The sequence below is a fragment of the Alteribacillus sp. HJP-4 genome (assembly GCF_042139015.1).
Taxonomy (GTDB): domain Bacteria; phylum Bacillota; class Bacilli; order Bacillales; family Marinococcaceae; genus JBHIKY01.
In genome coordinates this window covers 72174-98314 of sequence record NZ_JBHIKY010000013.1, presented here as the reverse complement: position 1 = coordinate 98314, position 26141 = coordinate 72174, and the positions used below count along the sequence as shown (strand labels likewise).

Here is a 26141-nt window from a genome sequence, read left to right as displayed (position 1 = left end):
GTACTCATGCGAGGCATATTGTTTGCCTCGGTCGGAGTGATGAAGCAGTCCTTCGGGCGGCTTCTTCGCTTCATGCGCGTCTTCCAGGGCATCCAGCACCAGGTGGTTTCTCATATGACGGTATAAGCGCCATCCCACCACTTCCCGGGTGTATAGATCAAGAATCGTTGCCAAATACAATCTTCCTTCCCGACAGGGAATGTACGTGATATCGGCCATCCAGACTTTGTTCGGGGCTGTTGTCTTAAATTGTTGATTTAACCGGTTGGGAGCGACTGGCTGGTTATGGTTGGCGTCGGTGGTGGCCGGCTTGAATTTCTTCACGACGCAGGAACGCAGTCCAAGCGCCTTCATGTACAGCCCTACCGTCCGCTCGGAAATCGTATACCCTTCCTTTCGCAGAAGATGGGTGATCTTCGGGCTGCCATACCGTTTCTCTGAATCATGAAAATGATACGTAATCCGTTCCTGAATCGCCTGTTTCCACTGTTCCTGCCGGCTGGGCTTATGATTCCGCCATTTGAAATAACCACTCCGGGAGACTTTTAACACCTTACACATCTTCTTCACCGAAAATGTGGAGCGATGATTTTCGATGAAACAAAACCTCACGATTTTTGGTTGCTGAAGACATGCACCGCCTTTTTTACAATGGCGAGTTGTTCCTTGTAATCATCGATTTCTCGCTCTTTCTTCTGTAATTCCCGTTCCTTTTTATGCAGCTCTTGTTCCATTTGACGAAAACGTTCTTCACTGGTCACTGGTTCATGTTCAAATTCCCTGTACAGCTTCATCCATTCGTACAGACAACTCGATGGAAGGTGCAGTTCCTCCGCAATATCTGTCATCGATTTCTTTTGTCGTTGTTCCTGGACAAATCGAACCGTTTCTTTTTTGAATTTTTCACTATAACGTTGCCGTTGTTCACCCATGTGAACCCCTCCTTGGTATGATGATGCCATTCCGTTATAGAGGTGTCTACCAATCATACTAACAGCATGACTTCCGCTATTGGCCAAAATGAATGCCAATTACCGCTCCATTTAGGCAATTAGCGAACCTAATGTCCGCCAATCATTAGAAATTATCTAATTTAAATAAATTAACGGATCTCCTGTCCGCGTCTACCACGCCGTATAAATTTTCACAGTCATTTTTTACTTTATTCACATTTTAACGAAAAAGTTTAACACCTTGTTCATAGTTTGATCATAATTAACGAGTAATCTATAAACAACGAAAGGAAAACGTACAGGAGGGGTGAGTCCCGTGGGCTATTATAATAATTATGGAGGATCAAAAAGAGAGGAAGCAGTTCAGGATAAAAAGAAAAAAAGTGGTTATTTTCTATCCAGCTTCGCAGGATTTCTAGCTGGGGCGGTAGTTGTATTTATGTTCAGCTCACAACTTCCTTTTACAGATGCTGCAGAGGACAGGAGCCCGGATCAGGAAGCGAGTGCCAACACAGAAACTGTCTCCTATGATGTGAATTCTGATGTTACAGATGCTGTAGAAAAGTCACGGGATGCAGTAGTCGGGGTAGCGAATATACAAGAAAATAATTCTCAGAACGGAATGTTTCCCGGCCAATCCCAGGATACGGAAGAAGGAGAAGGTCAGGAAGCCGGTGCCGGCTCGGGAGTCGTTTATAAGAAAGAAGGGGATTCTGCTTTTGTCGTAACGAACAACCACGTTATAGATGGAGCCGACCAGATTGAAGTTACACTGTCTGATGGAACGAAAAAAGAAGCAGAGCTTGTCGGTGCTGATGTATGGACGGACCTGGCTGTACTAAAGATGGACAGTGAGGCAGTTGGAAATGTTGCTGAATTTGGTGATTCTTCTGCCTTAACAGCTGGTGAAGCGGTTATTGCGATCGGCAACCCCCTTGGTGAGCAATTCTCAGGTTCCGTCACCACGGGTGTTATTTCCGGTACTGAGAGATCCGTACCGGTGGATGTTAACCAGGACGGAGTTGATGATTGGGAATCAGAGGTCATTCAGACAGACGCTGCCATTAATCCAGGGAACAGCGGAGGTGCTCTAATCAACTCTCAAGGCCAGGTTATCGGAATTAATTCCATGAAAATTACCGAAAGCGCCGTGGAAGGTATCGGCTTAGCCATTCCAGCTAACAGCGCGCTGCCGATTATTGAAGACTTAGAAAACGTCGGAGAGGTAGCCCGGCCGTCCATCGGAGTTCAGTTGCTAGATTTAACATCTATTCCCCAGCAATACCAGCAGCCACTGAATCTGCCGGAGGATGTGACAACCGGGGCAGTAATTCAAGGAGTACAGCCGAATTCAGCTGCATCAGAATCCGGGCTGCAGGAAATGGATGTCATTACGGAGCTGGATGGTGAAGTGATCGAAACAACCGCGCAGCTGCGTCAATATTTATACACTCATAAAGAAGCAGATGAAGAGATGGACGTCACCCTTTATCGGGATGGAGAAAAACAAAAAATAACATTGTCTTTAGGTGAAAGTGAAGACAATGCTTAAATAGATTTGTAATCTGCCGCCAGGTGCCGGGCCACCCCCTTCCCGCACCTGGTTTTTCATTGCACTATAGTAAGCGTCAAAACAAACACACTTCTTTAAGCTCTTGAAGGTGCCATACTTTACTTATCTTCAATAGATACTCTGTTATCTTTTATTGATGATTTAGAAAAATAACCGCTCGTTTTCCAAGGGCGCCGCCTCAGCTCCTCGGGAAAATCACCCGATGATCTTCGGCCGACGCTGGTCCCATAGGAGTCTCGCAGATTTTTCTACAATCAAACAATCACGTATAACAGAGCTAACTAAAAAGGAGGCGGTGGAATGCCAGATGAACATGATTCCTCTCTATCTTTTCTAGTTAGTATAAGAGATCCACATCTTCATTCAAAGGTGTGGATTTTTTGACACTTACGCACTATATGGTAAATACATTTACGAGCGTGGTATGATAACTACATACAAGAATTACAACGGAAATGAGGAAAGGCCAAGTGAATGGACAGAAGCGAAATCAGATTAAACCAGGTGATAAAGTAGACATAGTGTTAAAAAAGGATCAACAGACAGGAGAGCTAACCAGGGGTGTTGTAAAAGACCTGCTGACAAAATCGGCGAATCATCCCCACGGTATTAAGGTGAGGTTAGAGGATGGCCAGGTAGGGCGAGTAAAACATATTGTAAAATAAAAAAGCAGAACGGTAATCATAGAACTGCTTCCCACCAGTCAAGTAAAAAGCTTGAAGGATAAACAGATTTTGAATACCGAGAGTCTATGTATAGAAAAGGAGGGAGGTGAATTTCTCCTCCTCCCTATTCCTTATAATGTCTAATCTAATTTTTTGATTACAATAGAAGCGTTAACGTTTACTACTGTGCCTCCAGCCAGGGTCTGCAGCGTAACTGCAGCAGCAGAGGTGTGATTATGCAAAGTAAGAACATCACCTGCTGCTATAGTAATGATAGACTGACCGTAGTTTTGCTGAGTACCGGCACCAGAACCATAAACAGTATTTGCGACCGGTGCACCATTTAAAAATAGTGTAAACTGGTTCGGCTCTACTCCAGAAACCGAGAACGTAACTTCGTAGTCTCCCGCAGTAGTTACATTAATGTCGGAGGTGCCCGGCGTATGAGTAATTCCAGGTGTTGTTACGCCAGTCGTGTCAAAAAGCACGGGGGCTTCAAGTGCTACAACCTGTGCACTGAAATTATAAATATAACCATATTCGGTTAATCCAACAGCCGGTCCAGTCGGTCCAGTGGCCCCGGTAGCACCATCAGCACCAGCGGCACCTGTGGCGCCAGCCGGTCCAGTGGCTCCGGTAGCGCCATCAGCACCAGCGGCACCCGTGGCGCCAGCCGGTCCAGTCGGTCCAGTGGCTCCGGTAGCGCCAGCTCCCGTGGCGCCAGCCGGTCCAGTCGGTCCAGTGGCTCCGGTAGCACCATCAGCGCCAGCGGCACCTGTGGCGCCAGCCGGTCCAGTCGGTCCAGTGGCTCCGGTAGCACCATCAGCACCAGCGGCACCTGTGGCGCCAGCCGGTCCAGTGGCTCCGGTAGCGCCATCAGCACCAGCGGCACCTGTGGCGCCAGCCGGTCCAGTGGCTCCGGTAAAGCCATCAGCGCCAGCAGCTCCCGTGGCGCCAGCCGGTCCAGCCGGTCCAGTGGCCCCGGTAGCACCATCAGCGCCAGTGGCGCCAGTAGGCCCAGTAGGTCCGATTGGCCCCTGTGGTCCTTGAGGACCGCGTGGTCCACGCGGTCCTCGCTTTAAACATGAACATTTTTCAACTTCAATACACTTAGCAACCTTTTTCTTACAATTTCGTTTTCCAGAACTATATTCATGACAATTGTTACATTCTCTCTTTGAGTTATTTTTTGAAGTTCTGTAATTATTCACTGCTAATTTTCTTTTCATTGGCATATCCTCCTCTCTGTAATATATGAAACTTTAGATTGTTGGCGGCGGCTGATAAACTAGTATTCTTATAAAATCGCTGATTGTTTTTAATATAAAAGTTGAATCAATTTCATAAGTGCTTTTTTGAATATAAAACACGACATTTCGATTGTAGCGTAAGGCGACCAGGAGTCTTCGCATTTTGACTACGCATTGGATCTGTTTTCTCATTCAAAGAATGTAATATTTGTCTTTCATGAAATTGCATGAAAATGGAGTGAGGATTGGACTCATCCTCACTCCATGTTCTTATTGTAAATGACTTTTGTTACAGCCCCGTTAATAGTTAATGAAACCGTACTTCGCTGCAATTTGTGACTTGAATTTAAAACTATAGCCCAAATTTTCTTAATCCATTAGCTTCCATCGGTCCAGTAGCCCGTGAGTACCACGCGGTCCTAAACATGAACATTTTTTATATTCTATACACTTTGCAACCTTTTTCTCACAATTTTTTTTTAGAGAAGTATCTTCATAATAGTTGTGGTTACATTTTCTCTTTGAATTCTTTCTCGAACCTCTGAAATTATTTACTGCTAATTTTCTTTTCATTGGCATCCTCTCCTTTCTGTAATATATGAAACATTAAAAGGTTGGCGGCGGCTGATAAACTAGGGTTCTTATAAAATTATAGCTGTCTAAAAAAGAGAAGCCGGGTCCTTGAAAACTATGAGGTGAGCTTTTACCTGGTTGAATCTATTTCTCCAACTATTTCTTCAAAAATAAACATACTTTTTGCCACAAAAAACAAACTCCCCGCCAGGACAATCTGTCTACCTGGAGGGGAGTTCAGTTTTTATTAAGTCTGTTTGCTTCACTTGTGCTATTTTGATTCCCATAAAAATTCAGCTACCGTTTTGTCGACTCCAGGATGCTCATGAAGGCCAGAGTGAGTTGCCATTTTATCACGAAACATCTCTTCGGAATATTGATCAGTTCGGGCGATGTCCCTAATGCCAAAGGCGCTTTCCACCGTGACAAGATTGTCGGTAGCAGGCTCTATCGTTGTCTGGCCGGCAATCGCAAGGACCAGAGTTTCTTCATCAAATCGTGCTTTATTATCTACCATAGATGTCAGTGCTTCTGACTGTGGGTGCAGATCTTTCGTTGCTTCTCCATAATTCACTTCAAAATACTCTTCCATATGAATTCCTTTAAAAGGACTTCCCATGACCACAAGCTTTTCAACCTCGGGATAATTGCCATCTTCATTATTGAGTAAATAATTTGTAGAAGTAAGTCCCCCCATGGAATGACCGACAAGGTTAACTTGTTGAATATCATGGGTGCTGCGCAGCATGGTCATGGCCTCCTGCAGCCAAATGGTTTGATCGGCCAGTCTGGCACGGTTATTTTCAAAAAGGATCTGGATGGAGGGGTTTTTCTTTCCCGAAAAATCTCCTGTTACCTGTATATCTCCATCGGCGGAGATATGAAAAACCATCCCTTCCGATCCCCACTCTTTTTCTTCAAGGCGATGGATCATTGTCCCAAATGACTGCGGTCCGCCTTTAAATCCATGAACAAATACAGTCGGGGTCAGCTCGGAAGCTGACTGGGAGTTTGTGGGCTTGTCTTCAGACAGAGAAAAAAACCCTGTCATCAAGAAAAAAGCGAAACCGAGAACGATATATTTTTTCTTGATATTACGTAAAGCCGACTTCATAAACGCTTACCCCCTGCGACAATATACTTAAGTTTACCACAGTTTCACATATTCAAAAACAGCCGTACACTCTCTAAAGGTCTTTCGTCAGCTTTCGAGCTTAGAAATAATGAAACCAAGCTGCTGCACAGATTGGCTTAACGTTTCTAGATCATTGTCATCAAGAGGCGCCAGCCGAAGCTGGATTTCATCCTGCAGCATCTGTTTTCTCTCGTCTAAAAAAGCCTTTCCTTTAGCAGTCAGCTGAATATATTTAATGCGGCGATCTTTCTCGTCCGTGCAGGTTGTTACGTATTCCATACTCTTTAGTTTATTTACAAGCGGTGAGAGATTCGATTTTAAAATCGAAAGCTTTTTCCCGATTTCGGTTGTGGGAATCGCCCCGTCTCTTTCGAGTGTCTTTAAAATGAAAAAATGAGTAATATTCAAATTGCTGTCTGGCAGAGTATGAACAGGCGGAAATAGTTTTTTATTGATCAGCGGGAAAATAGCAAGCAATTCTTCAGCGATCATTCTTCTATTATTTTGTTTCATTAGTCACTCCTTAATAAATTGACATTGTTCACAGCAATGGTAATAATATAGTTATGATATCATAACTATCGAGGGGAAGCTCAGGTGATTGTATGTCTAATATTATAGAGGTCCGCGATTTAAAGAAAACGTATAAAGACTTAGATGCGGTGAAGGATATTAATTTTGAAGTAAAACAGGGGGAGATCTTTGGATTTCTGGGACCAAACGGCGCTGGGAAAAGTACCACTATTAATATGATTTGTACGATGCTTGCACCGACGAGCGGTTCCATTCACATTAATGGATATAACGTGAAAAAGCAGCGAAATGAAGTGAGAAAAAGCATCGGCATTATTTTTCAGGAAAACACGCTCGATGAAAAGCTGACAGCGGGAGAGAATTTACTGTTACACTGCCGCTTTTACAATGTACCAAAGTCGGAAAGAAGTAAACGCATCCATGAGGTGCTCGAGATTGTTGATCTTGTGGAAAATAAAGAAAAGCGGGTAGAAACGTTTTCCGGCGGGATGAAACGAAGGCTTGAAATTGCCAGGGGCCTGCTGCATTATCCAAAAGTTCTTTTTCTTGATGAACCGACTGTCGGGCTGGACCCGCAGACGAGAGCGCACATCTGGGAATATATTCTGCGCCTGAAAGAAAAAGAGGGCATTACGATGTTTCTGACTACCCATTATCTCGATGAAGCTGAAATCAGCGACCGGATTGCCATAATGGACCATGGCGAAATAATAACCATTAACACACCGCGCGAACTGAAAAAACAAGTGGGCGGTGACATCATCGAGTTAATGACAGAGGATAATAAACTAGCACTTGAGAAAATAAAGGAACGAGTCGAATATATTGAAGCATATGAAAAGGACGGTGTGATCCGGTTAAAAGTAAAAAGCAGTGACGAGGTTATTTCTACACTGATAAAAGAGCTTGAACTGCCGATTCAGAGCTTAAATATTCGTAAGCCGACACTGAATGATGTATTTCTTACGTTTACCGGCAGGGATATTCATCAAACAGAGAACGAAGGGTGAGGGGGGAAACAGCATGGAAGGTATTTATGCGATCTGGTATCGCGATATGACGAAGTTTTTTCGAGACCGGGCAAGACTATTTGGTTCATTCACAATGCCAATATTGTTTTTATTAATATTTGGCGGCGGTATGAGCGGAACGATGAAGAGCTTGATTGGGAGCGGAATGAACGGTGCGGGGGATTTTAATTACGTTGAATTTGTATTCCCGGGCATTGTAGCAATGACTCTCCTGATGACCTCCGTATTTTCCTCTTTATCCGTTATTCAGGACAAAGAGTTTGGATATATGAAAGAAATTCTTGTTTCGCCGATTTCCAGAGTGAATATTGCGGTCGGCAAGATGCTTGGAGCCTCATCTGTCGCTTTTATGCAGGGTGTGATGATGTTCCTGCTGATTCCTTTTCTCGGGATAAATTATAGTATCGTCTCTATCCTGCAGGTGCTGCCGTTTATGTTCCTCCTTGCATGTGCTCTTTCTTCTCTCGGACTGCTGATTGCGAGCTTTTTAAAATCGACCCAGGGCTTTCAGCTAATCGTACAGGTGCTGGTAATGCCTATGATTTTTTTATCAGGAGCGCTGTTCCCGGTAAACAACATGCCGTCCTGGATGAACGTCATTGTCAAAGTAAACCCTGTAACCTACGGAGTCGATGTGATGAAAAAGCTTATGATAGATGTAGAAAGTCTTTCTCCACTGGTCCGGGACGCAATGGGTTTGAATTTGAGTGTATTTGGAAGACAGGTTACGATATTTGAAGAAATTATATTCATTCTCTGTTTTACTATAATACTTATTCTTTTAGCCACCATAAGTTTTCGAAGAACCAATGCCTGAGACTGCTGCTAAATCAGATGATCCCGATGAATTGTGCGGACATGAGATCCGCTATTCTATTAAAATGAACTGTTTTCCGATCGCCCGGCAGGCTTTTACTTGCACTTCAAGGAAGTTTATTTTTAAAATGTTTGTAACGCCAGGATGCTTATCTTTTTCTTATATAAAAAGAAAGCGCTATCATTTATAATTAGAAGAAAAGCAGACTGTCTCTTCGTATCTGATGCGTTTGAAAGAGGTGACAAATCAGTAATGAATGAACAGGTTACAAAGGAAAATTGGCGGAGGTTTGTGAGGGAAGGGGCATTGGATTCCTCGCGGATGAACAAAAGAATCGCATCGTCCTGGTTTCACTGCAGAAAGCGCGGGGTGGACCCTTATAACGGAAAAGGGACAATGCTTTTGGAACAAAGCGCCCTTGAAAAACGTCGGGAAAACAATCACCGCCTGTTAAGTTTAGCGGAGCCGTTTATGGAAAAATTGTCATCAATGTATGCTGAAACAAGTGTCATACTTCTCTTAATTGACAGAGAGGGGTATGTGCTGAGGATGCTTGGACAAGCGAAAGCTAAAGCATATGCAGAAAGTATTAATTTTATGGAAGGGGTAAAATGGACCGAGGAGCAGGTGGGCACAAACGCTATCGGTACGGCACTATCGATAGGGGAGCCAATTACGGTAAACGGACCGGAGCATTTTTCAGTGGCTTCGCAGAGCTGGGGGTGTTCTGCATCACCGATCCGGGATGAAAATGGAGAAATACTGGGGGTACTCGATATTTCCAGCCAGTATGCCCCGGGTTATCATGAACATTTATTAGGAACGGTTGTCTCTGCAGCCTATGCGATAGAGCACAAATACAAGCAGATGATGAAGGATGAGGAAGTTGCCCTCCTTAACTATGTATTAAAGGAAAAGGTGAAAAACAGCTCCCCCTTTCTTCTCTGTAACCGGAATCACCGGGTTGTCTATTTTTCCCCTTATTTAGAGGACAGGCTGGACATAAAACTAAATGATAAATTGGGGAAGAATATTGACGTAGCCTGTAAAAATCCGATTTATTCGGAATATCAAAAGGACGTTATCGGCTATTGGATTCCTTATCAGCAGGCACCTGCCCTATCGAACTGGAGCGGCTGGAGAAAGAGTCTACATTATCAGGGCGTCAGCGGGCCTAGTAAAGTATTTCAAGCTGTACTGGAAAAAGCAGCACGAGCGGTCCACTCTGAGGTGACTATTCATATAGCAGGGGCTACGGGGACTGGAAAAGAAGTGATGGCACGCTCTATTCATGAAAGCACAAGCCCAGGCGCCCCATTTGTCGCCATAAACTGTGGAGCCGTACCAGAAAATCTACTGGAAAGCGAATTGTTTGGCTATGAAGCTGGCGCATTTACGGGAGCAAGAAAATATGGCTATGATGGGAAAGTGCAGCAGGCTGATGGCGGCACACTGTTTTTAGATGAAATCGGTGATATTTCTCCCTCTATGCAGGTGGTGCTTCTTAGGGTTCTGCAGGAAAAACATGTTGTCCCAGTTGGAGGTACGAAGCCCGTTCCGGTATCCTTCCGATTAATGACCGCTTCGAACCGCTCCCTTGGCGAACTCGTAAAAGAAGGAACTTTCCGGGAGGATCTTTACTATCGAATTTATGTATACCCTCTGCAGCTCCCATCTTTGCAGGAACGCAGGGAGGATATACCAGCGCTGGTGGATTACTATTTTGAAAAAAAGGGATGGGAGGCGGTGTGGAAAAAAGAGGCAGTGCTTGCGCTTCAATCCTATCACTGGCCGGGCAATATCCGTGAATTGTTTAACGCACTTGAAGGTCTTCATGCAGAATATAGGGGAGAATCTCCTTCACCGCATCGTGTTCTTAATCATGTTCAGAATCTGTCTCCGTTTGAAGATGCCAGGGAGACGAAGGTGCAATTTTCCCCGAGAGAACAGATGGAAAAAGATTATATTGAAAAAGCCCTCCGCCAGCATGGGGGCAGGGCATCTCCTGCTGCAGAGCAGCTTGGAATTCCACGCAGCTCTTTTTATCGAAAGCTGAAGAAATATGATCTCAATTAATGAAACAGTACGGGACAAAGTGAGACAATGTCTCATTTCTTATCAAGTTGATAACTAATATGTCATTCAAACGCTTACTTTGTAAGCGTTTTCTTTTTGGCATAAAACTTGCAATGATTAATAAAAGAACGAACGCGGAGGCTCACCCTCTGGTCGTTACCTATTTAAAGGAGGTTGTCACACATGGGAGTTTCGGAAGCGAAAAAACAGATGATCACGTCCGAAAAAGCCAAATGGATGTATCAGAAAATGGCAGAAATCCGCCGATTTGAGGATGAGGTGCATGAAACGTTCAGTCAAGGAGTACTTCCTGGATTTGTACATTTATACGCTGGAGAAGAAGCTGTTGCTGTCGGAGTATGCGCCCATTTAGATGACAAAGACAGCATAACAAGCACACACCGAGGTCATGGACACTGTATCGCAAAGGGCTGTGATTTAAAAGGAATGATGGCAGAGATTTACGGAAAATCGACGGGACTCTGCAAGGGAAAAGGCGGTTCAATGCATATTGCAGATGTCAGTAAAGGGATGCTCGGAGCTAATGGTATTGTCGGGGGAGGGTTTCCGCTCGCTACGGGGGCAGGCTTAACGGCCAAACTGAAAAACACAGGAGGTGTGGCTGTCTGCTTTTTTGGAGACGGAGCAAATAATCACGGAACTTTTCATGAGGGCATTAATATGGCAGCCATTTGGAATTTACCTGTTATTTTTGTCGCTGAGAATAACGGATATGCTGAAGCAACGCCATTTGAATATGCTTCGAGCTGTAAATCGATTGCTGACAGAGCTGCCTCATATAATATTCCCGGTGAAACAGTAGACGGCAAAGATACTATGGCGGTTTATGAAGCTGCCCAGCGTGCGGTGGAACGGGCGAGAAAAGGGGAAGGTCCATCGTTGATTGAATGCAGGACGTACCGGAATTATGGTCATTTTGAAGGGGATGCCCAGAAGTATAAGACGAATGAAGAGCGCGAGGAACACCTGAAAGAACTCGATGCCATCATCCGCTTTCGGCAGCATGTATTATCGAGTGAAACTGTCACAGAGGACGAACTGCATAAAATTGATGAAGACGTGCGGCAGGCGGTCGCCGATGCGGTTGAATTTGCAGAAAAAAGTCCAATGCCGGAAATTGATGATTTAACGACTGATGTGTATGTTAACTATATTTCAGGCGGGGAGGAATAAAAAATGGCGAGAGAACTTTCCTTTTCTGAAGCAATTAATGAAGCGATGAAGGAAGCAATGAGAAGAGATGAGAATGTCATTCTGCTCGGAGAAGATATCGCGGGCGGTGCGGAGGTTGATCATTTACAGAACGAAGAAGCCTGGGGTGGCGTCATGGGTGTCACTCAGGGACTCGTTCAGGAATTTGGCAGAGACCGGGTACTGGACACGCCGATTGCGGAAGCGGGTTATGTAGGAGCAGCAGTCAGTGCAGCAGCTACAGGCATGCGCCCGATAGCTGAACTGATGTTTAATGACTTTATCGGCAGCTGTCTCGATGAAGTAATGAATCAAGGCGCAAAGCTTCGATATATGTTTGGCGGCCATGCCAAGGTGCCGCTGGTCATCCGTACGATGCACGGTGCCGGGTTCCGCGCAGCAGCACAGCATTCACAGAGTCTATATGGCATGTTCACCGCGATTCCCGGCTTAAAGGTCGTTGTTCCCTCTTCGCCTGCGGACGCAAAAGGTCTATTGATTTCCGCGATAGAAGATGATGACATCGTCGTCTTCTTTGAGGATAAAACCCTGTATAACGTAAAAGGAGAAGTGCCGGAAGGGCATTATACCGTTCCTATCGGTAAGGCGGACATTAAACGCGCAGGGGAGGACCTGACGATAGTTGCAATCGGCAAGCAGGTTCAAACCGCACTTGAAGCCGCCGGAAAGCTTGCAGAAAAAGGAATTGAAGCCGAGATTGTGGATCCGCGCAGTCTCTCTCCATTAGATGAGAGTACTATTTTAAAATCAGTACAAAAAACGAGCAGGCTTATTATAATTGATGAAGCCAATCCGCGCTGCAATGCGGCGACAGATATTTCTGCAATGGTAGCAGACAAAGGGTTTGATTTTCTCGATGCTCCGATTAAAATGATTACCGCGCCGCACAGCCCTGTACCATTTTCACCATCGCTCGAGGATGCATATTTACCTTCTCCGGAAAAGGTGCTGCAAGTAGTCGCAGAATTAATAGATGATGAGTCAATTGTCGCTAGCTGACCTAATAACGCTGACACAAAAGGAGTGTGAATGGCATGGCAGAGAAAGTGGTGATGCCTAAGTTTGGAATGAGCATGGAGGAAGGCACCGTCGTGGAGTGGCTGAAGGATAAGGATGAACCTGTCGAAAAGGGCGAGCCGATCGTGACGATTAGTTCCGATAAAATAACGAATGAGCTGGAAGCACCTGCAAAAGGAGTGCTGATCGAAGTTCTTGCAGGAGTGGACGACACGATTAAAGTGGGAAGAACTCTTGCTTATATTGGAGAACAAGGGGAGACAGTGAATACCGAGAGTGATTCCGGTACAGCTTCACAAACGAAGTCTGCGCCGGAAACAGCTGTTCCCAACAGCAATTCTATTCAAAAAAAGAATAAACCGTCTGCTGCAGGTGGAAGAATAAAAATTTCACCGGCAGCAAAAAAACTTGCGAAAGCAAACGACGTAGACTATGAAACGTTGAAAGGCACCGGTCCACAGGGAAGAATTACTAAACAGGACGTAGAGCAGCATGTGGAGAATGGCTCAACCCTGGAAGAGCCGGAACAAAAGCAGTTGTCTCCTGAGACAGAAAATGCCTCGACAGTAACCTCCGTAAAGGGCATGAGAAAAGTTATCGCCGAGCGGATGCATGAGAGCCTTCAGAAAAGTGCCCAGCTGACCTTAATGAAAAAAGCAAATGTAACCGAACTATTGAAGCTGCAAAAGCAGGCAAAGCAGGAAATGCAGGAAAGAGATACGGAGTTTCCCCTTACGGTAACAGCCTTTATTGCAAAGGCCGTGGTCAATGCATTGAAAGTACATCCCTCTATAAACAGCGCTTATATCAAAGGGGAAATCCACACCTTTAAGCATATTCATTTAGGACTGGCTGCTTCTCTCGAAAACGGCCTTGTAGTGCCGGTGTTATTTCACGCGCAGAAAAAATCGGTGTTAGATTTTGCGGAAACTATTCATTCGTTAAGTAAAAAAGCGAGGGATAATCAGCTGAGCAACGATGAAATGAAAGGATCAACATTTACGATAACAAACCTCGGTTCTGCAGGAGTCGAGTATTTCACCCCAATTCTGAACCCTCCGGAAGCAGGAATTTTAGGCACAGGCTCCTTTAAGGAGGAACTGGTTATAGAGGATGGAGAAGTGCGCGCAAGGCAATTTCTTCCGCTGAGCCTGACCTTTGACCACCGCGTCCTTGATGGAGATCCAGCGAGCAGGTTTTTGAATGAAGTAGTTAATCAGCTTGAGCATCCGTACTACATGCTGCTGTAAAAAGGAGGCGTTAAGGATGACATCAACACCCCATACGGATGTTCTTGTTATTGGAGCCGGCCCAGGAGGCTATGTGGCGGCCATCCGGGCTTCACAGCTCGGAAAGCAGGTTACGATAGTAGAAAAAAAACACATCGGTGGCGCATGTCTTAATGTTGGATGTATTCCTTCTAAAGCATTAATAGAAGCAAGTCACTATGCAGCTATTGCTGAAAAATCCGGGCAGACAGGAGTTGAATTTCAGCCGCCGGCAGTAAATTTTGAAAAGCTTCAGCAATGGAAGGGGTCTATCGTAAACCAGCTGACCGAAGGAGTAAGTGGTCTGCTGCAGGCCCGGAAGATAAATATAATAACAGGGGAAGTTTCTTTTATAGACAAGCATACAGTTCAGCTGACAGGAGGAGAAAACAGAGAAATGACCTTCTCTTCCTGTATTATTGCAACCGGCTCATCTCCATTAAGTATTCCTGCTTTTCCATTTGGAGAGCAGATTTTATCCTCAACGGAGGCCCTTTCTCTCAAGGAAAGACCATCTTCACTGGCGATTATAGGCGGAGGGTATATTGGCATCGAGCTTGGTACAATGTTTGCTAACTTTGGCACTGAAGTCACAATCTTCGAAGGGCTGTCTTCGATATTGCCAGGCTTTTCTTCTGATATGGCAGATATCGTTCATCAGCAGCTCGCAGCAAAAAGAAATGTCTCCATTAAAACGGAGACAGCTATTGATTCTGTGGTGAACAAAAAAGAAGGGGTAAAGCTATATTGGGAAGAGAGTGGAGAGAAATCAAGTCTAGAGGCGGACTATGTGCTGGTCACCGTCGGGAGGAAGCCGAACACGGCCTCTCTTGGACTGGTGGACGCAGGAATTAACTGCGAAGAAAGCGGTCTTATACCAGTGGATGGTCAATGCCGGACGAATCAGTCTCATATTTTTGCGATTGGAGATGTGACGCCGGGACCAGCGCTTGCGCACCGGGCATCTCTTCAAGGAAAAATGGCTGCAGAAGCACTGGATGGCGGTGTGGTCGATGCAAATGATTACGTCATACCAGCTGTAGTTTTTTCCGAACCGCCGCTTGCCGCTGTCGGATTGTCCGAAGAAGCCGCCCACAATGAAGGATACAGCGTGGAAGTCCAAATCTTTCCTATGTCTCACAACGGGCGTGCGTTAACTGTCAGCTCTCCGCAGGGTTTTGTTAAGCTGGTCGTAAACAGGGAGGATCAAACTGTTCTTGGTGCCGAAGCGGCAGGGGAAGGCGCTCCTGAATTAATAAATGAACTCGCTGTCTGCGTACAGTCAGAGCTTACAGCCGAAGATATTTCTTTGGTCGTGCATGCACATCCGACGCTTGGAGAGAGCATTATGGAAGCAGCAGAAAAAACACTAGGAGTTCCTATTCACAGTATGTGAGAGGAGAGTGGAAATGAAAGCAGCTCGATGGTACGGAGAAAAAGATATTCGAATTGAGGAAATAGGAGAACCGCCCGCTAGTCGAGCTTCAGCAAAGGAAAAAATCAAATAAAAATTCTCGTTGAACCGACATAATCGCCTCGAAAGCGCCGGAAGTATCCGGACGCTTTCTTTTTGCTCTTCTGTAAGTAAAGGTTCATAATAGGACACAGATAAGAGATATAAAGGAGTCTCAAGTAATGGAAACGGATAAAATATTAATCATAACAGCTGTGGATGCAGAAAGTGGTGCACTGAAACAAGGGATTGGCGATAATCCGCGCTTTCTTGTGAAAGCAGGGGGAGTGGGACAGGCGCAGGCTGCTGCAAGTACTATGATGGAGCTGCAGCGGGATACATATCGTATGGTGATCAATGCCGGCATCGCCGGGGGATTTAAAGAAAAAGCAGGAGCTGGTTCTATTGTCGTCGCGAATGAAATCTGGGCGGCAGATGCAGGAGCGGAGTCAGCGGATGGATTTCAAAGTCTTGAGAAGCTAAAGCTTGGCGAAAGCCGGTACGAGTGTGACACCAGGTTAACTAAAATGCTCTGTGAGGGTCTTTACGAAGCTGGGCTTACTGTGAAGATTGGTCCTGTATTAACTACTTCTACGGTTACCGGAACCACGGAAACCGCAGAAAAACTGGAGGAACGTATTCCGGGAGCGGCGGCTGAGGCGATGGAAGGGTATGGTGCAGCTGCTGCATGCCAGTTAATGAATGTTCCCGTGCTGGAGCTGAGAACCATTTCTAACATTGTCGGCCCGCGCGACAGGGCCAACTGGAAGATAAAAGAGGCGCTTGCTGCTCTAGAAAAAGCAGGAAGTGTTATTCAGGAGGTTTTTTAATATGAAGATTGCGTTTTCTCCATGTCCGAACGATACATTTGTATTTCACGCACTGGTCCATGGCATTGTGCCTGGAGCACCGAAAATAGATGTCACTTATGCTGATATAGATAAAACCAACTACTGGGCAGCAAATTTAGAAGGACCGGAAATTATGAAAATATCGTATGCCGCATTGCCGTGGGTGCTTGAGCATTATCGTCTGATTCCTTGTGGTGGAGCACTTGGCCGCGGCTGTGGACCACTCGTATTAACAAAAGAAGCCGGGCTGGCATCCTCAGATATTTCAAGGAAAACGGTGGCCGTTCCGAGTGACCGCTCCACTGCCTATATCCTTTTCCGGCTCTGGGCAAAACAGAACGTTCCAGGAGGCGTGGGCGAGATTCGAATTTTGCCTTTTGATGAAATTATGCCGGCTGTACAGAACGGAGAAGTCGATGCAGGTCTTGTCATCCATGAAGCGCGCTTTACCTATCAAACATATGGACTTGCTATGCTTCAGGATTTGGGAGAATGGTGGGAGAAAGACACCGGTCTGCCGATTCCTCTTGGGGCGATTATTGCTGAGCGATCCTTAGATCATCAACAGTTGGCAGAATGGGTGCGTACCTCTGTGGGATACGCCTGGAAGCATCCGAATGCCTCCAAAGCCTATGTGATGAACCACGCGCAGGAAATGTCAGAGAGTGTAGCAGAGTCGCATATCGACCTGTATGTTAATGAATTTACGAGAAACCTTGGTGAAGACGGCTATTCGGCAGTAGAGTCACTGCTAGGAAGAGCCGCGGAGGAAGGGCTCGTCCCGGAGTTTGATCTACGCAGATTAAGAGTATAGCTGATAGCCAGAATCGGGGCTGCTCCGGCTCTGGCTTTTATTATTTTGAAGAGGGATCAAGTAAAAGAGCGTCAATGACTGTAAAGGGGCTAACGACTCCGGCGTTCGTCGTCTGCCGGAGGCAGCGCTCGCAATACGACAAAAGGAAACTTTTTGTGGCCGAGGCTGCCCACAAATTTATGAAAAACTCAATTCTTTAATCCACTTCAAGTAAATCTACAAGAAATCCTTCCCGTCCCGTTTGATTGTATAAAAAGTCAATGCCGTAGTAAGAGCCGATACCAACGAGAACCGACCATGAAAAAACACTGATGGTCATCCAAATAGCAATCTGCTGCTTTGTCCCGCCAAAGCCCATAGCAAGCACAGCGCCAAGATGGCTGCCAATCAGAAATGGGGAAAGAAGGGCTACCCCAGGCAGGCCGAATTTTTTCCACAGGCGTTCGGCTCGCTCTGCTCTTTTTTGGGATGGTGCTCTTCCTTTCTTTTCCCGCCGTTTTTGCATCCAGGCTTTCACCTGATCCATTAATAAGATAAGAAGCAGAATTGTAGCAATGTTTCCCAAAAAGGAGAAAATGGTAACGGGAATAACCGGAAGGCCGGCTGCCGCACCAATAGGGATTACACCTACCACTTCAAGAAATGGTGTGGCAGCAAGTATAAAAATAAAGACATACGCAATAATCAGGGTCAAATGACATCCTCCTCTTTGAAATTCTTACGTTCTTCAAACCAATAGATTAAATAGTGGACAACCGCCAGACCGATAAAAAGAAGAAAGGGGACAATTCGATACTGAATAAAAATCATCAAAATAAATAAGCAGTGGCCAATGAGGGAGACGAAGACCACCAATTGATTTATATCAGTGTCCGGAGAAGTCGAGTAATGAGCTTTCCAAAGTACACTTACTAAAATAGCAATAATGACGATCAATGTCAGAGGAGAGCGTATAATTCTTTCAATCTTGTTTCGATCCTCCTTTCTCTTCTTTCTCCAGCCAAAAAACTTTCTCCACCTGTGTATCGAACGCTTCAGCAAGCTTCAACGCGAGTGTAATAGAAGGTGCATAATCACCTTTTTCAATCAGCCCAACTGTTTGTCTTGTGATTCCAGCATGCTTTGCAAGGTCAGATTGTGTCATGTTAAAACGTGCTCTCAGTTCACGAACCCTGTTTTCTAACATACTTATAATCCTTTCTTATAATTACCTTTCTCATTAAATGTAATGGATAATTAACATTTTGTAAATGATTATTTACATTATGAAAAAGTTTATCAATGATTCTATGTTTTTTTTCTTGCCAGAACAGGTATATTTCTTATGAATATAGAAAGAATAGCTGATAGAAATAAATTCAGGAGGGATTCCATTGAATAAAACAGATTTAATTAATAAGGTTGCAGAGAAAACAGAACTCAGTAAGAAAGATTCAGAGGCAGCAATTAATGCGACTCTCGAGTCCATTGAAGAGTCCTTAAAGTCTGGTGATAAAGTGCAGCTGATTGGTTTCGGAAACTTCGAAATTCGTGAGCGTGCAGAACGTGAAGGCCGTAACCCGCAGACTGGTGAAACAATGAAAATTCCAGCATCGAAAGTACCTGCATTTAAGCCAGGTAAGAATCTCAAGAATGCAGTAAATTAATTTGTATAAAAAAAAGCTGAACGGGCCTGCTCGTTCAGCTTTTTTTATTCCTTCCGGCATGGGAAAGAATAATGCAGAGCTTGTGCTTTTGCCGGTGCTGAGTAGAAAGTTTCAGGGTAGTCTCAAGAAAAACAGGGTAAATGACGTATACGTCTTTAGATAGATAAGTTACATATTTTGAAAGGAGGAGTAGGATGAGCCCTCCCATTTTAATAGTCGGCGCGGGTCCGTCCGGTCTTATTCTCGCATTGTCACTGACGAGATACGGCGTACCTGTGCGTATTATTGATAAAGCAGCCGGTCCGGGAGCCTCTTCACGCGCAATCACTGTGCAGGCGCGGATCCTGGAATTTTATCATCAGCTCGGCATAGCCGGGGAAGTAATCGATAAAGGCATGAAGGTGATGAAAAGCCATGTCCGGCAGGCCAGTAGGAAAAAAGCCACACTGGATCTCGGCCACCTTGGAGAAGGGGTTAGTCCTTATCCTTATGTTCTCAGTTTTGCCCAGGATGAACACGAACGTCTTCTTGTCAATAAATTGGTGGAAGAGGGGGTGCAGATAGAATGGAATACAGAGCTTACTTCTTACAAAGATAATGGAAGTCGTGTATTCGTGTCTTTAGTGAAAAGCGGGCTCGAGGAGCAGGCAGAATATGAGTATCTGTGCGGTTGTGATGGAGCCCACAGCACGATCCGCAAGCAGTCAAATATAAGTTTTCCCGGTGGAAAATATGATCAATTATTTTACGTGGCTGATGTGGAGGCAGAGAGTCCCTTTACAAATAACGATATGAATATCTGCATACTGAACGGAGGCTTCTGTTTTATTTTACCGGTTAGAACGACTGGGATGTACCGAATGATAGGAGTCGTGCCCCCTGAAATTGACAAAGATGCATCGACAATCCGCTTCGATGACCTTCTCCCATTTATTAATCGAAGCATTAATTTACAGATAAAAAAGGTCAACTGGTTTTCAGCTTATACCGTCCATCACCGTGTCGCGGATTCATTCCAGAGAAACCGAGTATTCATCAGCGGGGATGCTGCTCATATTCACAGTCCAGCCGGAGGGCAGGGAATGAACACAGGAATCGGGGACGCCATTAACCTTGCCTGGAAGCTTGCCTCCGTTGTCCAGGGAAGAGCATCGTCAGAACTTCTCGATACGTATGAAACAGAGAGAATCACTTTTGCACGTCTGCTCGTTGCCACTACCGATAAAGCATTCAAATTTATGGTTCAGAGAAACAAAGCAGGTCAATTTATCCGTACGTTTCTTCCACACGTTCTCGCACAAATGTTTCATAGTGACATGGTGAGAAAAGCCATATTTGATATTTTGGCTCAAATTCGTATTCAATACCGCAGCAGTCCGCTCAGTAGCGGAAAGGCAGGAAGAATCAAGGCAGGGGACAGGCTGCCCTGGGTGCCGTATGAACACCACGACAACTATGAAGCATTGTCCTCAAGAGATTGGCAGGTTCATGTTTACGGTAATGCAGAAGAGCGTATAAAGAATGCCGCGGAAGCATTAAACCTCCCAGTACACGAATTCCCCTGCTCTGAAAAAGCCAGAAAGTCGGGACTGCAGCTGGATGCACTATATCTTCTCCGTCCGGACGGGTATATTGGGCTGGCGGATGAAGGTCAGAATCTTGCTCGTTTGAAATATTACCTGCGACGTTTTTCAATCACCTCACTTACTTGATGTAGAGGCTGAGACAAAAGTAAATTATTTATTGCAAAATCCAGACGATTCTACTGAATCTGTCTGGATTATTTGTTAATTATGAGTGTACAAAATATGCTCCGTCAAACGCATCACTTTCCGCGGGCACGGCGATCATATCTAAATCGTACGTCATGACACAATCAGACTAATCTTACTCTGAAATCTTTAGAAAAAATAGTTGTCTGATTAGAAATGCTTAGGTATAATCTAAATGATACTAATTATCATTTTCAACAGAGGAGATTACAGGATGAATAAGAAAAATTACATACTACTACCGTTCCTTTTCCTTAGTTTGATGGCCTTGACCGCATGTGGAAGTGATGGGGGAAGCTCGGATGAGGAAGTGGAAACCAGCGGGTCAGAGGAAGAATCAGAGGAAACAGCCTTTTACACAGACGCCCTCGACCGGGACGTGGAAATCCCTGAGGATGCGGAGAGGATTGTCGCCATTAATTACTTCGGGGAACTTACGGCATTGGATATTAAACCAGTAGGCGCGCTTGATTATGATCTAGATAAATATGGAGATGACATCACCGAAGGGATCGAAAGCGTCGGAGGTGAAGAAGCTGACGTGGAAAAAATATTGGAACTTGAGCCGGATTTAATCATCTCAGCTGACTATGTAGGAGAAGATGCGATTGAAAACTACGAAAAGGTGGCCCCTACAGTAGCATTTACGTTTGGCGAACCGGCTCTTGAGCAATTAGAAACGATTGCTGGAGTTTTAGGAGAAGAAGACGCGCATGAAGCGTGGCTGGAAGAGTACAACACGAGTGTGGAAGAGGCCCGTTCAGAGATGGAACCATATATAGAAGAAGGCGAAACTGCCGCCGTCATGCAATTTTTTGGCAGTGATATGTACATGTACCCTACTTCTACGTTCCCGACCGTCTATGATGCAGCTGAGTTTGAACCTTCTGAAAAAGCGGGTTCTCTCGATGAGTCAGCATCTTTATCAGAAGAAGTGATACCGGAATATGTCGGGGATGCTGATCGGATTTTTGTCATGGCAGCGGATCCGACAGCAGAAAATACGCTGGAAGAGCTGCAGAGCAAAGATGTATGGTCCGGACTGCCGGCTGTAGAAAACGAAAAAGTCTACACCGTTGATAATGCTGTCTGGAGCGACTTTAACGCGACGATGATGGAACGTCAGCTTGAAGATATAGTAGAGAAAGTAACAGCCGAGTAATTTCAAGATGAGATAAAGGGATGGAATAATGGTGGAATCGGCAAAAGCAGGCAGCGAGAATAAGCAAACACAAAAATTGCGCAGAAAACCGGCAGGTGCCGCGCTGATTCTTTCTTTAGGAATGGTACTGCTGCTGATCATGTTGTTTTTTTCAATATCCTTTGGTGCCGCAGATGTTGATTTGAAGATGGTCTGGCAGGCTGTCTTTCATTATGATTCCTCGATAACAAACCATCAAATTATTCAGGAGGTCCGGCTGCCAAGGGCGCTTGCTTCTGTGATGATCGGGGCCTTTCTAGCGGTATCAGGTGCGATTATGCAGGGAATGACCAGAAATCCCCTGGCCTCTCCTTCAATTATGGGGGTTACGGACGGCGCAGCATTTGCCATGGCAGTGGCACTGGCTTTTTTCCCGTCTACCTCTTACCTGGGCTTTATGTTTTGGGCTTTTGCAGGGGCCGGTCTCGGTGCGGGGATGGTATTTTCGGCAGGAGCATTTGCACGCGGCGGCATGACTTCGGTAAAACTTGCTCTGGCAGGCGTTGCCGTTGGCACACTGCTGCACGCTTTATCTTCCATCATTGCAATTCATTTTCGTGTGGCTCAGGATCTGACGTTCTGGTATGCGGGAGGGTTAGCCGGTACACAGTGGCTGAGTGTAAAAATAATCATCCCAGTAGCGATTTTCGGCTTTGTGGCAGCGATGATTATTTCTAAATCAGTAACCATTTTAAGCTTGGGAGAAGAAGTGTCCAAGGGGCTTGGTCAAAAGACATGGCTTGTTAAGCTACTCGGTATAATAATTGTTCTGGCTCTTACAGGAGCCGCCGTATCTATAGCCGGATCGATTGGCTTTGTTGGACTTGTAATTCCTCATATAACTAGATTCCTTGTCGGAATGGACTACCGATGGATAATTCCATGTTCGGCTATTTTAGGAGGACTGCTCCTGACAGCTGCAGATTTAGGAGCCCGATTGGTAAATGCGCCATATGAAACCCCGGCGGGAATAATCACAGCAGTAATCGGCGTTCCTTTCTTTCTCTATCTTGCACGAAGAGAGGGGAGGAGCTTATGAATGGCATAAAAAAGCGGAACCGGCGTTTTCTCAGTGTATCTTTCGCTTTAGTGATAATGATAACCATAGTTTCTCTTGTCAGCTTAAACATGGGCACCTTTCAAATTTCGCCGCTTAGTGTCTTAAAAACTCTGTTTGGCAGTGGATCTGAGAATGAAAGTCTTGTTCTATTTGAATTTAGGCTGCCGAGGATTGTGCTGGCATTATTAATAGGAGCCGGCCTTGCGGTTTCCGGTGCTATCCTTCAAGGGGTGTCTCAAAATGGACTTGCAGACCCGGGGATCCTCGGTATTAATGCCGGAGCCGGTTTTGCTGTTGTTTTATTCATTTATTATGTGGAAGGATCTGCAATCGGCCTTGGCGGTTTCTCAGTGTTTGTCATGCCATTTTTCGCATTCAGCGGAGCCCTTCTGGCAGCTGTCCTAATTTATGTTCTGGCGTGGAAGAAAGGTATTTCTCCTATCCGGCTTATTCTTGTCGGAATAGCTGTAAATGCAGGATTTGGCGCAGCACTGCTTTTCTTTCAGCTGCGCATGGAGCCGGAGGATTTTATGCAGGCGACCATTTGGCTGTCTGGAAGTATCTGGGGGGCGGATTGGTTATTTGTTTCAGCCGTACTGCCCTGGATTCTAGTACTTTTACCTTTCGCTATTTATAAAGCCCGTCACTTAAACATACTTAATTTAGGCGATCAGATGGCTGCAGGACTTGGCACCGCGGTAGAAAAAGAAAGAAGGCTGCTGCTTATTGCGGCAGCGGCACTTGCAGGTGCATGTGTCTCCGCGGGAGGAGGCATCGCGTTTCTCGGACTTGTGGCTCCTCATTTGACAAGAAGGCTTATCGGACCCGGACATCAGGCACTGCTTCCTGCATCTGCTTTAATGGGAGCACTTCTGCTCTTATTGGCAGACACGATTGGACGAAATATTCTTGCGCCGTCAGAAATTCCAGTCGGTCTTATCGTATCGGTACTTGGCGCCCCGTATTTCATATATTTACTGATGAAAATCAGATAGAGGAGGATTCATTGTGGCGACGCTGACAACGGAAAAACTGAGCATTGGCTATGGGGAAGCACTTATCGTTAATGACTTAAATATTGATATCCCTGCTAACCAAATTACAACCATTATTGGTCCAAACGGCTGCGGAAAATCTACGATCTTAAAAACCATATCCAGACTTCATCCGTCAAAAAAAGGAAAAGTATACTTAGACGGTAAAGCAATCCACCGGACACCAACTCGGAAAATAGCAAATAAATTGGCGATTCTTCCACAAAGCCCACTTGCGCCAGATGGCTTAACCGTAGAGGAGCTGGTCTCCTATGGAAGATCGCCGAGGCAGACCGGCTTTGGCCGTTTAAAACCTCATGACTGGGACATGATCGAATGGGCACTGGAAGTGACCGGGATGAGCAGCTTTCAAGGAAGAGAGGTCGACTCCTTATCAGGGGGGCAGCGGCAGCGTGTCTGGATCGCTATGGCGCTCGCACAGGAAACCGAGCTGCTGCTGATGGATGAGCCAACCACCTATCTCGATATGGCTCATCAGCTCGATATTCTCCAGCTTCTAGAAAAATTAAATCGAGAAGAAAATCGGACAGTGGTGCTTGTGCTGCATGATTTGAATCATGCCGCCCGTTTTGCGCACTATATGATCGCATTAAACAACGGCCGGGTTATTAAAGAAGGCAGCCCCGAACAGCTGATGACTTCAGAAACGTTGAAGGATGTTTTTCAAATCGATGCCGAGATCATTGAAGATCCGCGCACGAGAAAACCGGTCTGTGTAACGTATGATACAATCAAATAGTTAAAAACGTCTGCTTCTCTTGTATATAAATGAGCAGACTTTTTGTATCTTAAACCTGCGAAATTATGTCTAAATTTTTGTACTATTGACTCAATTTGAAATATTAATTATACTTAAACCAAGTTTTTAAATTCAATTTAAAAAGAGGCGAGGGGGGTGATTATTATTGGCAATTAATAAAATCTCCATGAAAAGTATCAATCGGAAAAAAGTTTTTGAGACCCTATGGCAGTATGGAGAATGTACTCAGTCGGATATATCTAAATTAACAAATCTAACAGTTGCTTCAGTAGGTAAGATCATCAACGAGTTTGAGAAGAAGAAATTAGTCTGCCGCAGTGGCTACGTAGTATCTAATGGCGGCCGTAAACCAATAAAATATGATGTAGACAAAAGCTATTACTATATTCTTGGAGTGAGCATTGGAGTAGGCAAAATTATTTTTGTTATTAGTGACCTGGGAGGTGAAATCAGCTATCAAGAAACTCAACTGTTTGAGCTGAATGAAAATCCTGAAATAGTGCTTGCTGATATTGCTCATAAATTAATTGAAATCATTAACAAAAATCAAATTTCTAACGATCAATTGTTAGGAATTGGAGTAAGCGCTCCTGGCCCGCTGGATTCAATGAAAGGAATTGTTCTAAACCCCCCTAATCTTATAACCTGGCAAAATATTTCAGTAACACGATTTTTGTCCGACTACTTTTCCCAAAACATTTATTTAGAAAAAGATGCTAATTGCATGGCTCTGAGTGAATTATTTTACGGGCCTGCTAAAAATGTAAGTAACTTGCTATATTTAATGGTCGATTCTGGAATTGGAAGCGGCATCGTCATAAACGGCCAAATTTATCGTGGAACCTCACAGGTTGCAGGAGAAATTGGTCACGCTACCATTGATATAAATGGACCAAAATGTAATTGTGGAAATTACGGCTGTTTGGAAGCGGTAGCATCTGGAAATGCCATGATTGAGAAAGCACTAATAGAAATTAAGAATGACAGCATCAGTATATTGACTGCTTTTGAAGATAATCTCACACTAAATGACATATTATATGGATTTTTGCAAAGTGATGCTTTATGTTCTCAGCTTCTATTTGATTCATCCCGTTATGCGGGCATAAAATTAGCTGATAAAATTAACTTTCTTAATCCTGAGCTTGTGGTTATCGGAGGAACAGTGCCAAATAAAGTTCATGAATATGTAACGTGGGTTAAAGATGTCGCTTTTAAAAGAATATTTCAAGAGACCGCCAAAAGCGTCAGAGTCCGCAGTTCGACATTTGGAGAAATTAGTGAAGCACTGGGAGCTGCGACACTAGTTGTGTCTAATATTTTTCAAGCAAAACAGCTTAAAGACAATTAATAATTAGATTCGAACATGATAAATTTTTTTCGATTATTATTAAAGCGCTTACA

General features: G+C 44.8%; 25 protein-coding genes. 18 read left to right on the top strand and 7 right to left on the bottom strand.

Annotated elements, in window-relative coordinates:
* Together ACE4RR_RS13510 and ACE4RR_RS13505 are read right to left on the bottom strand one after the other, a co-directional pair.
* Nucleotides 1–612, bottom strand: a 612-nt coding sequence (locus ACE4RR_RS13510) for an IS3 family transposase (protein WP_375535955.1), incomplete at its 3' end; no start/stop codon positions are given.
* A complete protein-coding gene (locus tag ACE4RR_RS13505; protein ID WP_375535954.1) occupies nt 609–932 on the bottom strand; it encodes a transposase in 324 nt (107 codons plus the stop codon). The genes ACE4RR_RS13510 and ACE4RR_RS13505, both read right to left, overlap by 4 nt.
* Nucleotides 933–1269: 337 nt before the next feature.
* On the opposite strand from ACE4RR_RS13505, the gene ACE4RR_RS13500 reads away from it, so the two are divergent.
* Both ACE4RR_RS13500 and ACE4RR_RS13495 read left to right on the top strand, forming a co-directional pair.
* Complete coding sequence (locus ACE4RR_RS13500) at nt 1270–2505, top strand: S1C family serine protease (RefSeq protein ID WP_375535953.1); 1236 nt, start codon at nt 1270–1272, stop codon at nt 2503–2505.
* Nucleotides 2506–2996: 491 nt separating this feature from the next.
* Nucleotides 2997–3191, top strand: coding sequence for a YwbE family protein (locus tag ACE4RR_RS13495; RefSeq protein ID WP_375535952.1), 195 nt, complete (start codon nt 2997–2999; stop codon nt 3189–3191).
* Nucleotides 3192–3331: 140 nt separating this feature from the next.
* On the opposite strand, the gene ACE4RR_RS13490 is transcribed toward ACE4RR_RS13495, so the two are convergent.
* The 3 genes from ACE4RR_RS13490 to ACE4RR_RS13480 all read right to left on the bottom strand — a co-directional run bounded on the left by ACE4RR_RS13490 (nt 3332) and on the right by ACE4RR_RS13480 (nt 6662).
* Nucleotides 3332–4420 carry a collagen-like protein gene (locus ACE4RR_RS13490; protein ID WP_375535951.1) on the bottom strand — a complete coding sequence of 363 codons (1089 nt, stop codon included), beginning with the start codon at nt 4418–4420 and terminating at the stop codon, nt 3332–3334.
* Between the two features lie 865 nt (nt 4421–5285).
* Nucleotides 5286–6128, bottom strand: a complete 843-nt coding sequence (locus ACE4RR_RS13485) for an alpha/beta fold hydrolase (protein WP_375535950.1) — start codon at nt 6126–6128, stop codon at nt 5286–5288.
* Between the two features lie 87 nt (nt 6129–6215).
* On the bottom strand, nt 6216–6662 hold the full coding sequence (locus ACE4RR_RS13480) for a MarR family winged helix-turn-helix transcriptional regulator (RefSeq protein ID WP_375535949.1): 447 nt from the start codon (nt 6660–6662) through the stop codon (nt 6216–6218).
* 92 nt (nt 6663–6754) lie between these two features.
* Here ACE4RR_RS13480 and ACE4RR_RS13475 point away from each other — a divergent pair, with 92 nt between their 5' ends.
* The 9 genes from ACE4RR_RS13475 (at nt 6755) to ACE4RR_RS13435 (ending at nt 17243) form a co-directional block, all read left to right on the top strand.
* Nucleotides 6755–7693, top strand: coding sequence for an ATP-binding cassette domain-containing protein (locus ACE4RR_RS13475; protein ID WP_375535948.1), 939 nt, complete (start codon nt 6755–6757; stop codon nt 7691–7693).
* Nucleotides 7694–7706: 13 nt separating this feature from the next.
* A complete protein-coding gene (locus tag ACE4RR_RS13470; protein WP_375535947.1) occupies nt 7707–8531 on the top strand; it encodes an ABC transporter permease in 825 nt (274 codons plus the stop codon).
* 252 nt (nt 8532–8783) lie between these two features.
* A complete protein-coding gene (locus ACE4RR_RS13465; RefSeq protein WP_375535946.1) occupies nt 8784–10607 on the top strand; it encodes a sigma-54-dependent Fis family transcriptional regulator in 1824 nt (607 codons plus the stop codon).
* A gap of 183 nt (nt 10608–10790) precedes the next feature.
* Complete coding sequence (locus ACE4RR_RS13460; RefSeq protein WP_375535945.1) at nt 10791–11801, top strand: thiamine pyrophosphate-dependent dehydrogenase E1 component subunit alpha; 1011 nt, start codon at nt 10791–10793, stop codon at nt 11799–11801.
* A 3-nt stretch (nt 11802–11804) separates the two neighbouring features.
* Nucleotides 11805–12839, top strand: coding sequence for an alpha-ketoacid dehydrogenase subunit beta (locus tag ACE4RR_RS13455; RefSeq protein WP_375535944.1), 1035 nt, complete (start codon nt 11805–11807; stop codon nt 12837–12839).
* A gap of 35 nt (nt 12840–12874) precedes the next feature.
* Entirely contained in the window at nt 12875–14107 is a 1233-nt protein-coding gene (locus tag ACE4RR_RS13450) for a dihydrolipoamide acetyltransferase family protein (protein ID WP_375535943.1), read from the top strand.
* Nucleotides 14108–14123: 16 nt separating this feature from the next.
* Nucleotides 14124–15521: a dihydrolipoyl dehydrogenase gene (lpdA, locus tag ACE4RR_RS13445; RefSeq protein WP_375535942.1), complete on the top strand. Its 1398-nt coding sequence runs from the start codon at nt 14124–14126 to the stop codon at nt 15519–15521.
* Nucleotides 15522–15760: 239 nt separating this feature from the next.
* Complete coding sequence (locus tag ACE4RR_RS13440; RefSeq protein ID WP_375535941.1) at nt 15761–16408, top strand: futalosine hydrolase; 648 nt, start codon at nt 15761–15763, stop codon at nt 16406–16408.
* Between the two features lies 1 nt (nt 16409).
* Nucleotides 16410–17243: a 1,4-dihydroxy-6-naphtoate synthase gene (locus tag ACE4RR_RS13435; protein ID WP_375535940.1), complete on the top strand. Its 834-nt coding sequence runs from the start codon at nt 16410–16412 to the stop codon at nt 17241–17243.
* Between the two features lie 196 nt (nt 17244–17439).
* Here the strand turns inward: ACE4RR_RS13435 and ACE4RR_RS13430 are convergent, their stop codons facing one another.
* Nucleotides 17440–17937 (bottom strand): small multi-drug export protein, encoded by a 498-nt coding sequence (locus ACE4RR_RS13430; protein ID WP_375535939.1) that lies wholly within the window; start codon nt 17935–17937, stop codon nt 17440–17442.
* Between the two features lie 267 nt (nt 17938–18204).
* A complete protein-coding gene (locus ACE4RR_RS13425; protein WP_375535938.1) occupies nt 18205–18429 on the bottom strand; it encodes a helix-turn-helix transcriptional regulator in 225 nt (74 codons plus the stop codon).
* A gap of 187 nt (nt 18430–18616) precedes the next feature.
* On the opposite strand from ACE4RR_RS13425, the gene ACE4RR_RS13420 reads away from it, so the two are divergent.
* The 7 genes from ACE4RR_RS13420 to ACE4RR_RS13390 all read left to right on the top strand — a co-directional run bounded on the left by ACE4RR_RS13420 (nt 18617) and on the right by ACE4RR_RS13390 (nt 26088).
* Nucleotides 18617–18889, top strand: coding sequence for an HU family DNA-binding protein (locus ACE4RR_RS13420; RefSeq protein ID WP_375535937.1), 273 nt, complete (start codon nt 18617–18619; stop codon nt 18887–18889).
* Between the two features lie 194 nt (nt 18890–19083).
* Nucleotides 19084–20601 carry an FAD-dependent monooxygenase gene (locus ACE4RR_RS13415; protein ID WP_375535936.1) on the top strand — a complete coding sequence of 506 codons (1518 nt, stop codon included), beginning with the start codon at nt 19084–19086 and terminating at the stop codon, nt 20599–20601.
* A gap of 274 nt (nt 20602–20875) precedes the next feature.
* Nucleotides 20876–21823, top strand: a complete 948-nt coding sequence (locus tag ACE4RR_RS13410; protein WP_375535935.1) for an ABC transporter substrate-binding protein — start codon at nt 20876–20878, stop codon at nt 21821–21823.
* 28 nt (nt 21824–21851) lie between these two features.
* Nucleotides 21852–22901 (top strand): FecCD family ABC transporter permease, encoded by a 1050-nt coding sequence (locus ACE4RR_RS13405; RefSeq protein WP_375535934.1) that lies wholly within the window; start codon nt 21852–21854, stop codon nt 22899–22901.
* A 5-nt stretch (nt 22902–22906) separates the two neighbouring features.
* Nucleotides 22907–23917 carry a FecCD family ABC transporter permease gene (locus tag ACE4RR_RS13400; RefSeq protein ID WP_375535958.1) on the top strand — a complete coding sequence of 337 codons (1011 nt, stop codon included), beginning with the start codon at nt 22907–22909 and terminating at the stop codon, nt 23915–23917.
* Between the two features lie 13 nt (nt 23918–23930).
* Nucleotides 23931–24716 carry an ABC transporter ATP-binding protein gene (locus tag ACE4RR_RS13395; RefSeq protein ID WP_375535933.1) on the top strand — a complete coding sequence of 262 codons (786 nt, stop codon included), beginning with the start codon at nt 23931–23933 and terminating at the stop codon, nt 24714–24716.
* A 166-nt stretch (nt 24717–24882) separates the two neighbouring features.
* A complete protein-coding gene (locus ACE4RR_RS13390; protein WP_375535932.1) occupies nt 24883–26088 on the top strand; it encodes an ROK family transcriptional regulator in 1206 nt (401 codons plus the stop codon).
* Nucleotides 26089–26141: the final 53 nt, after the last annotated feature.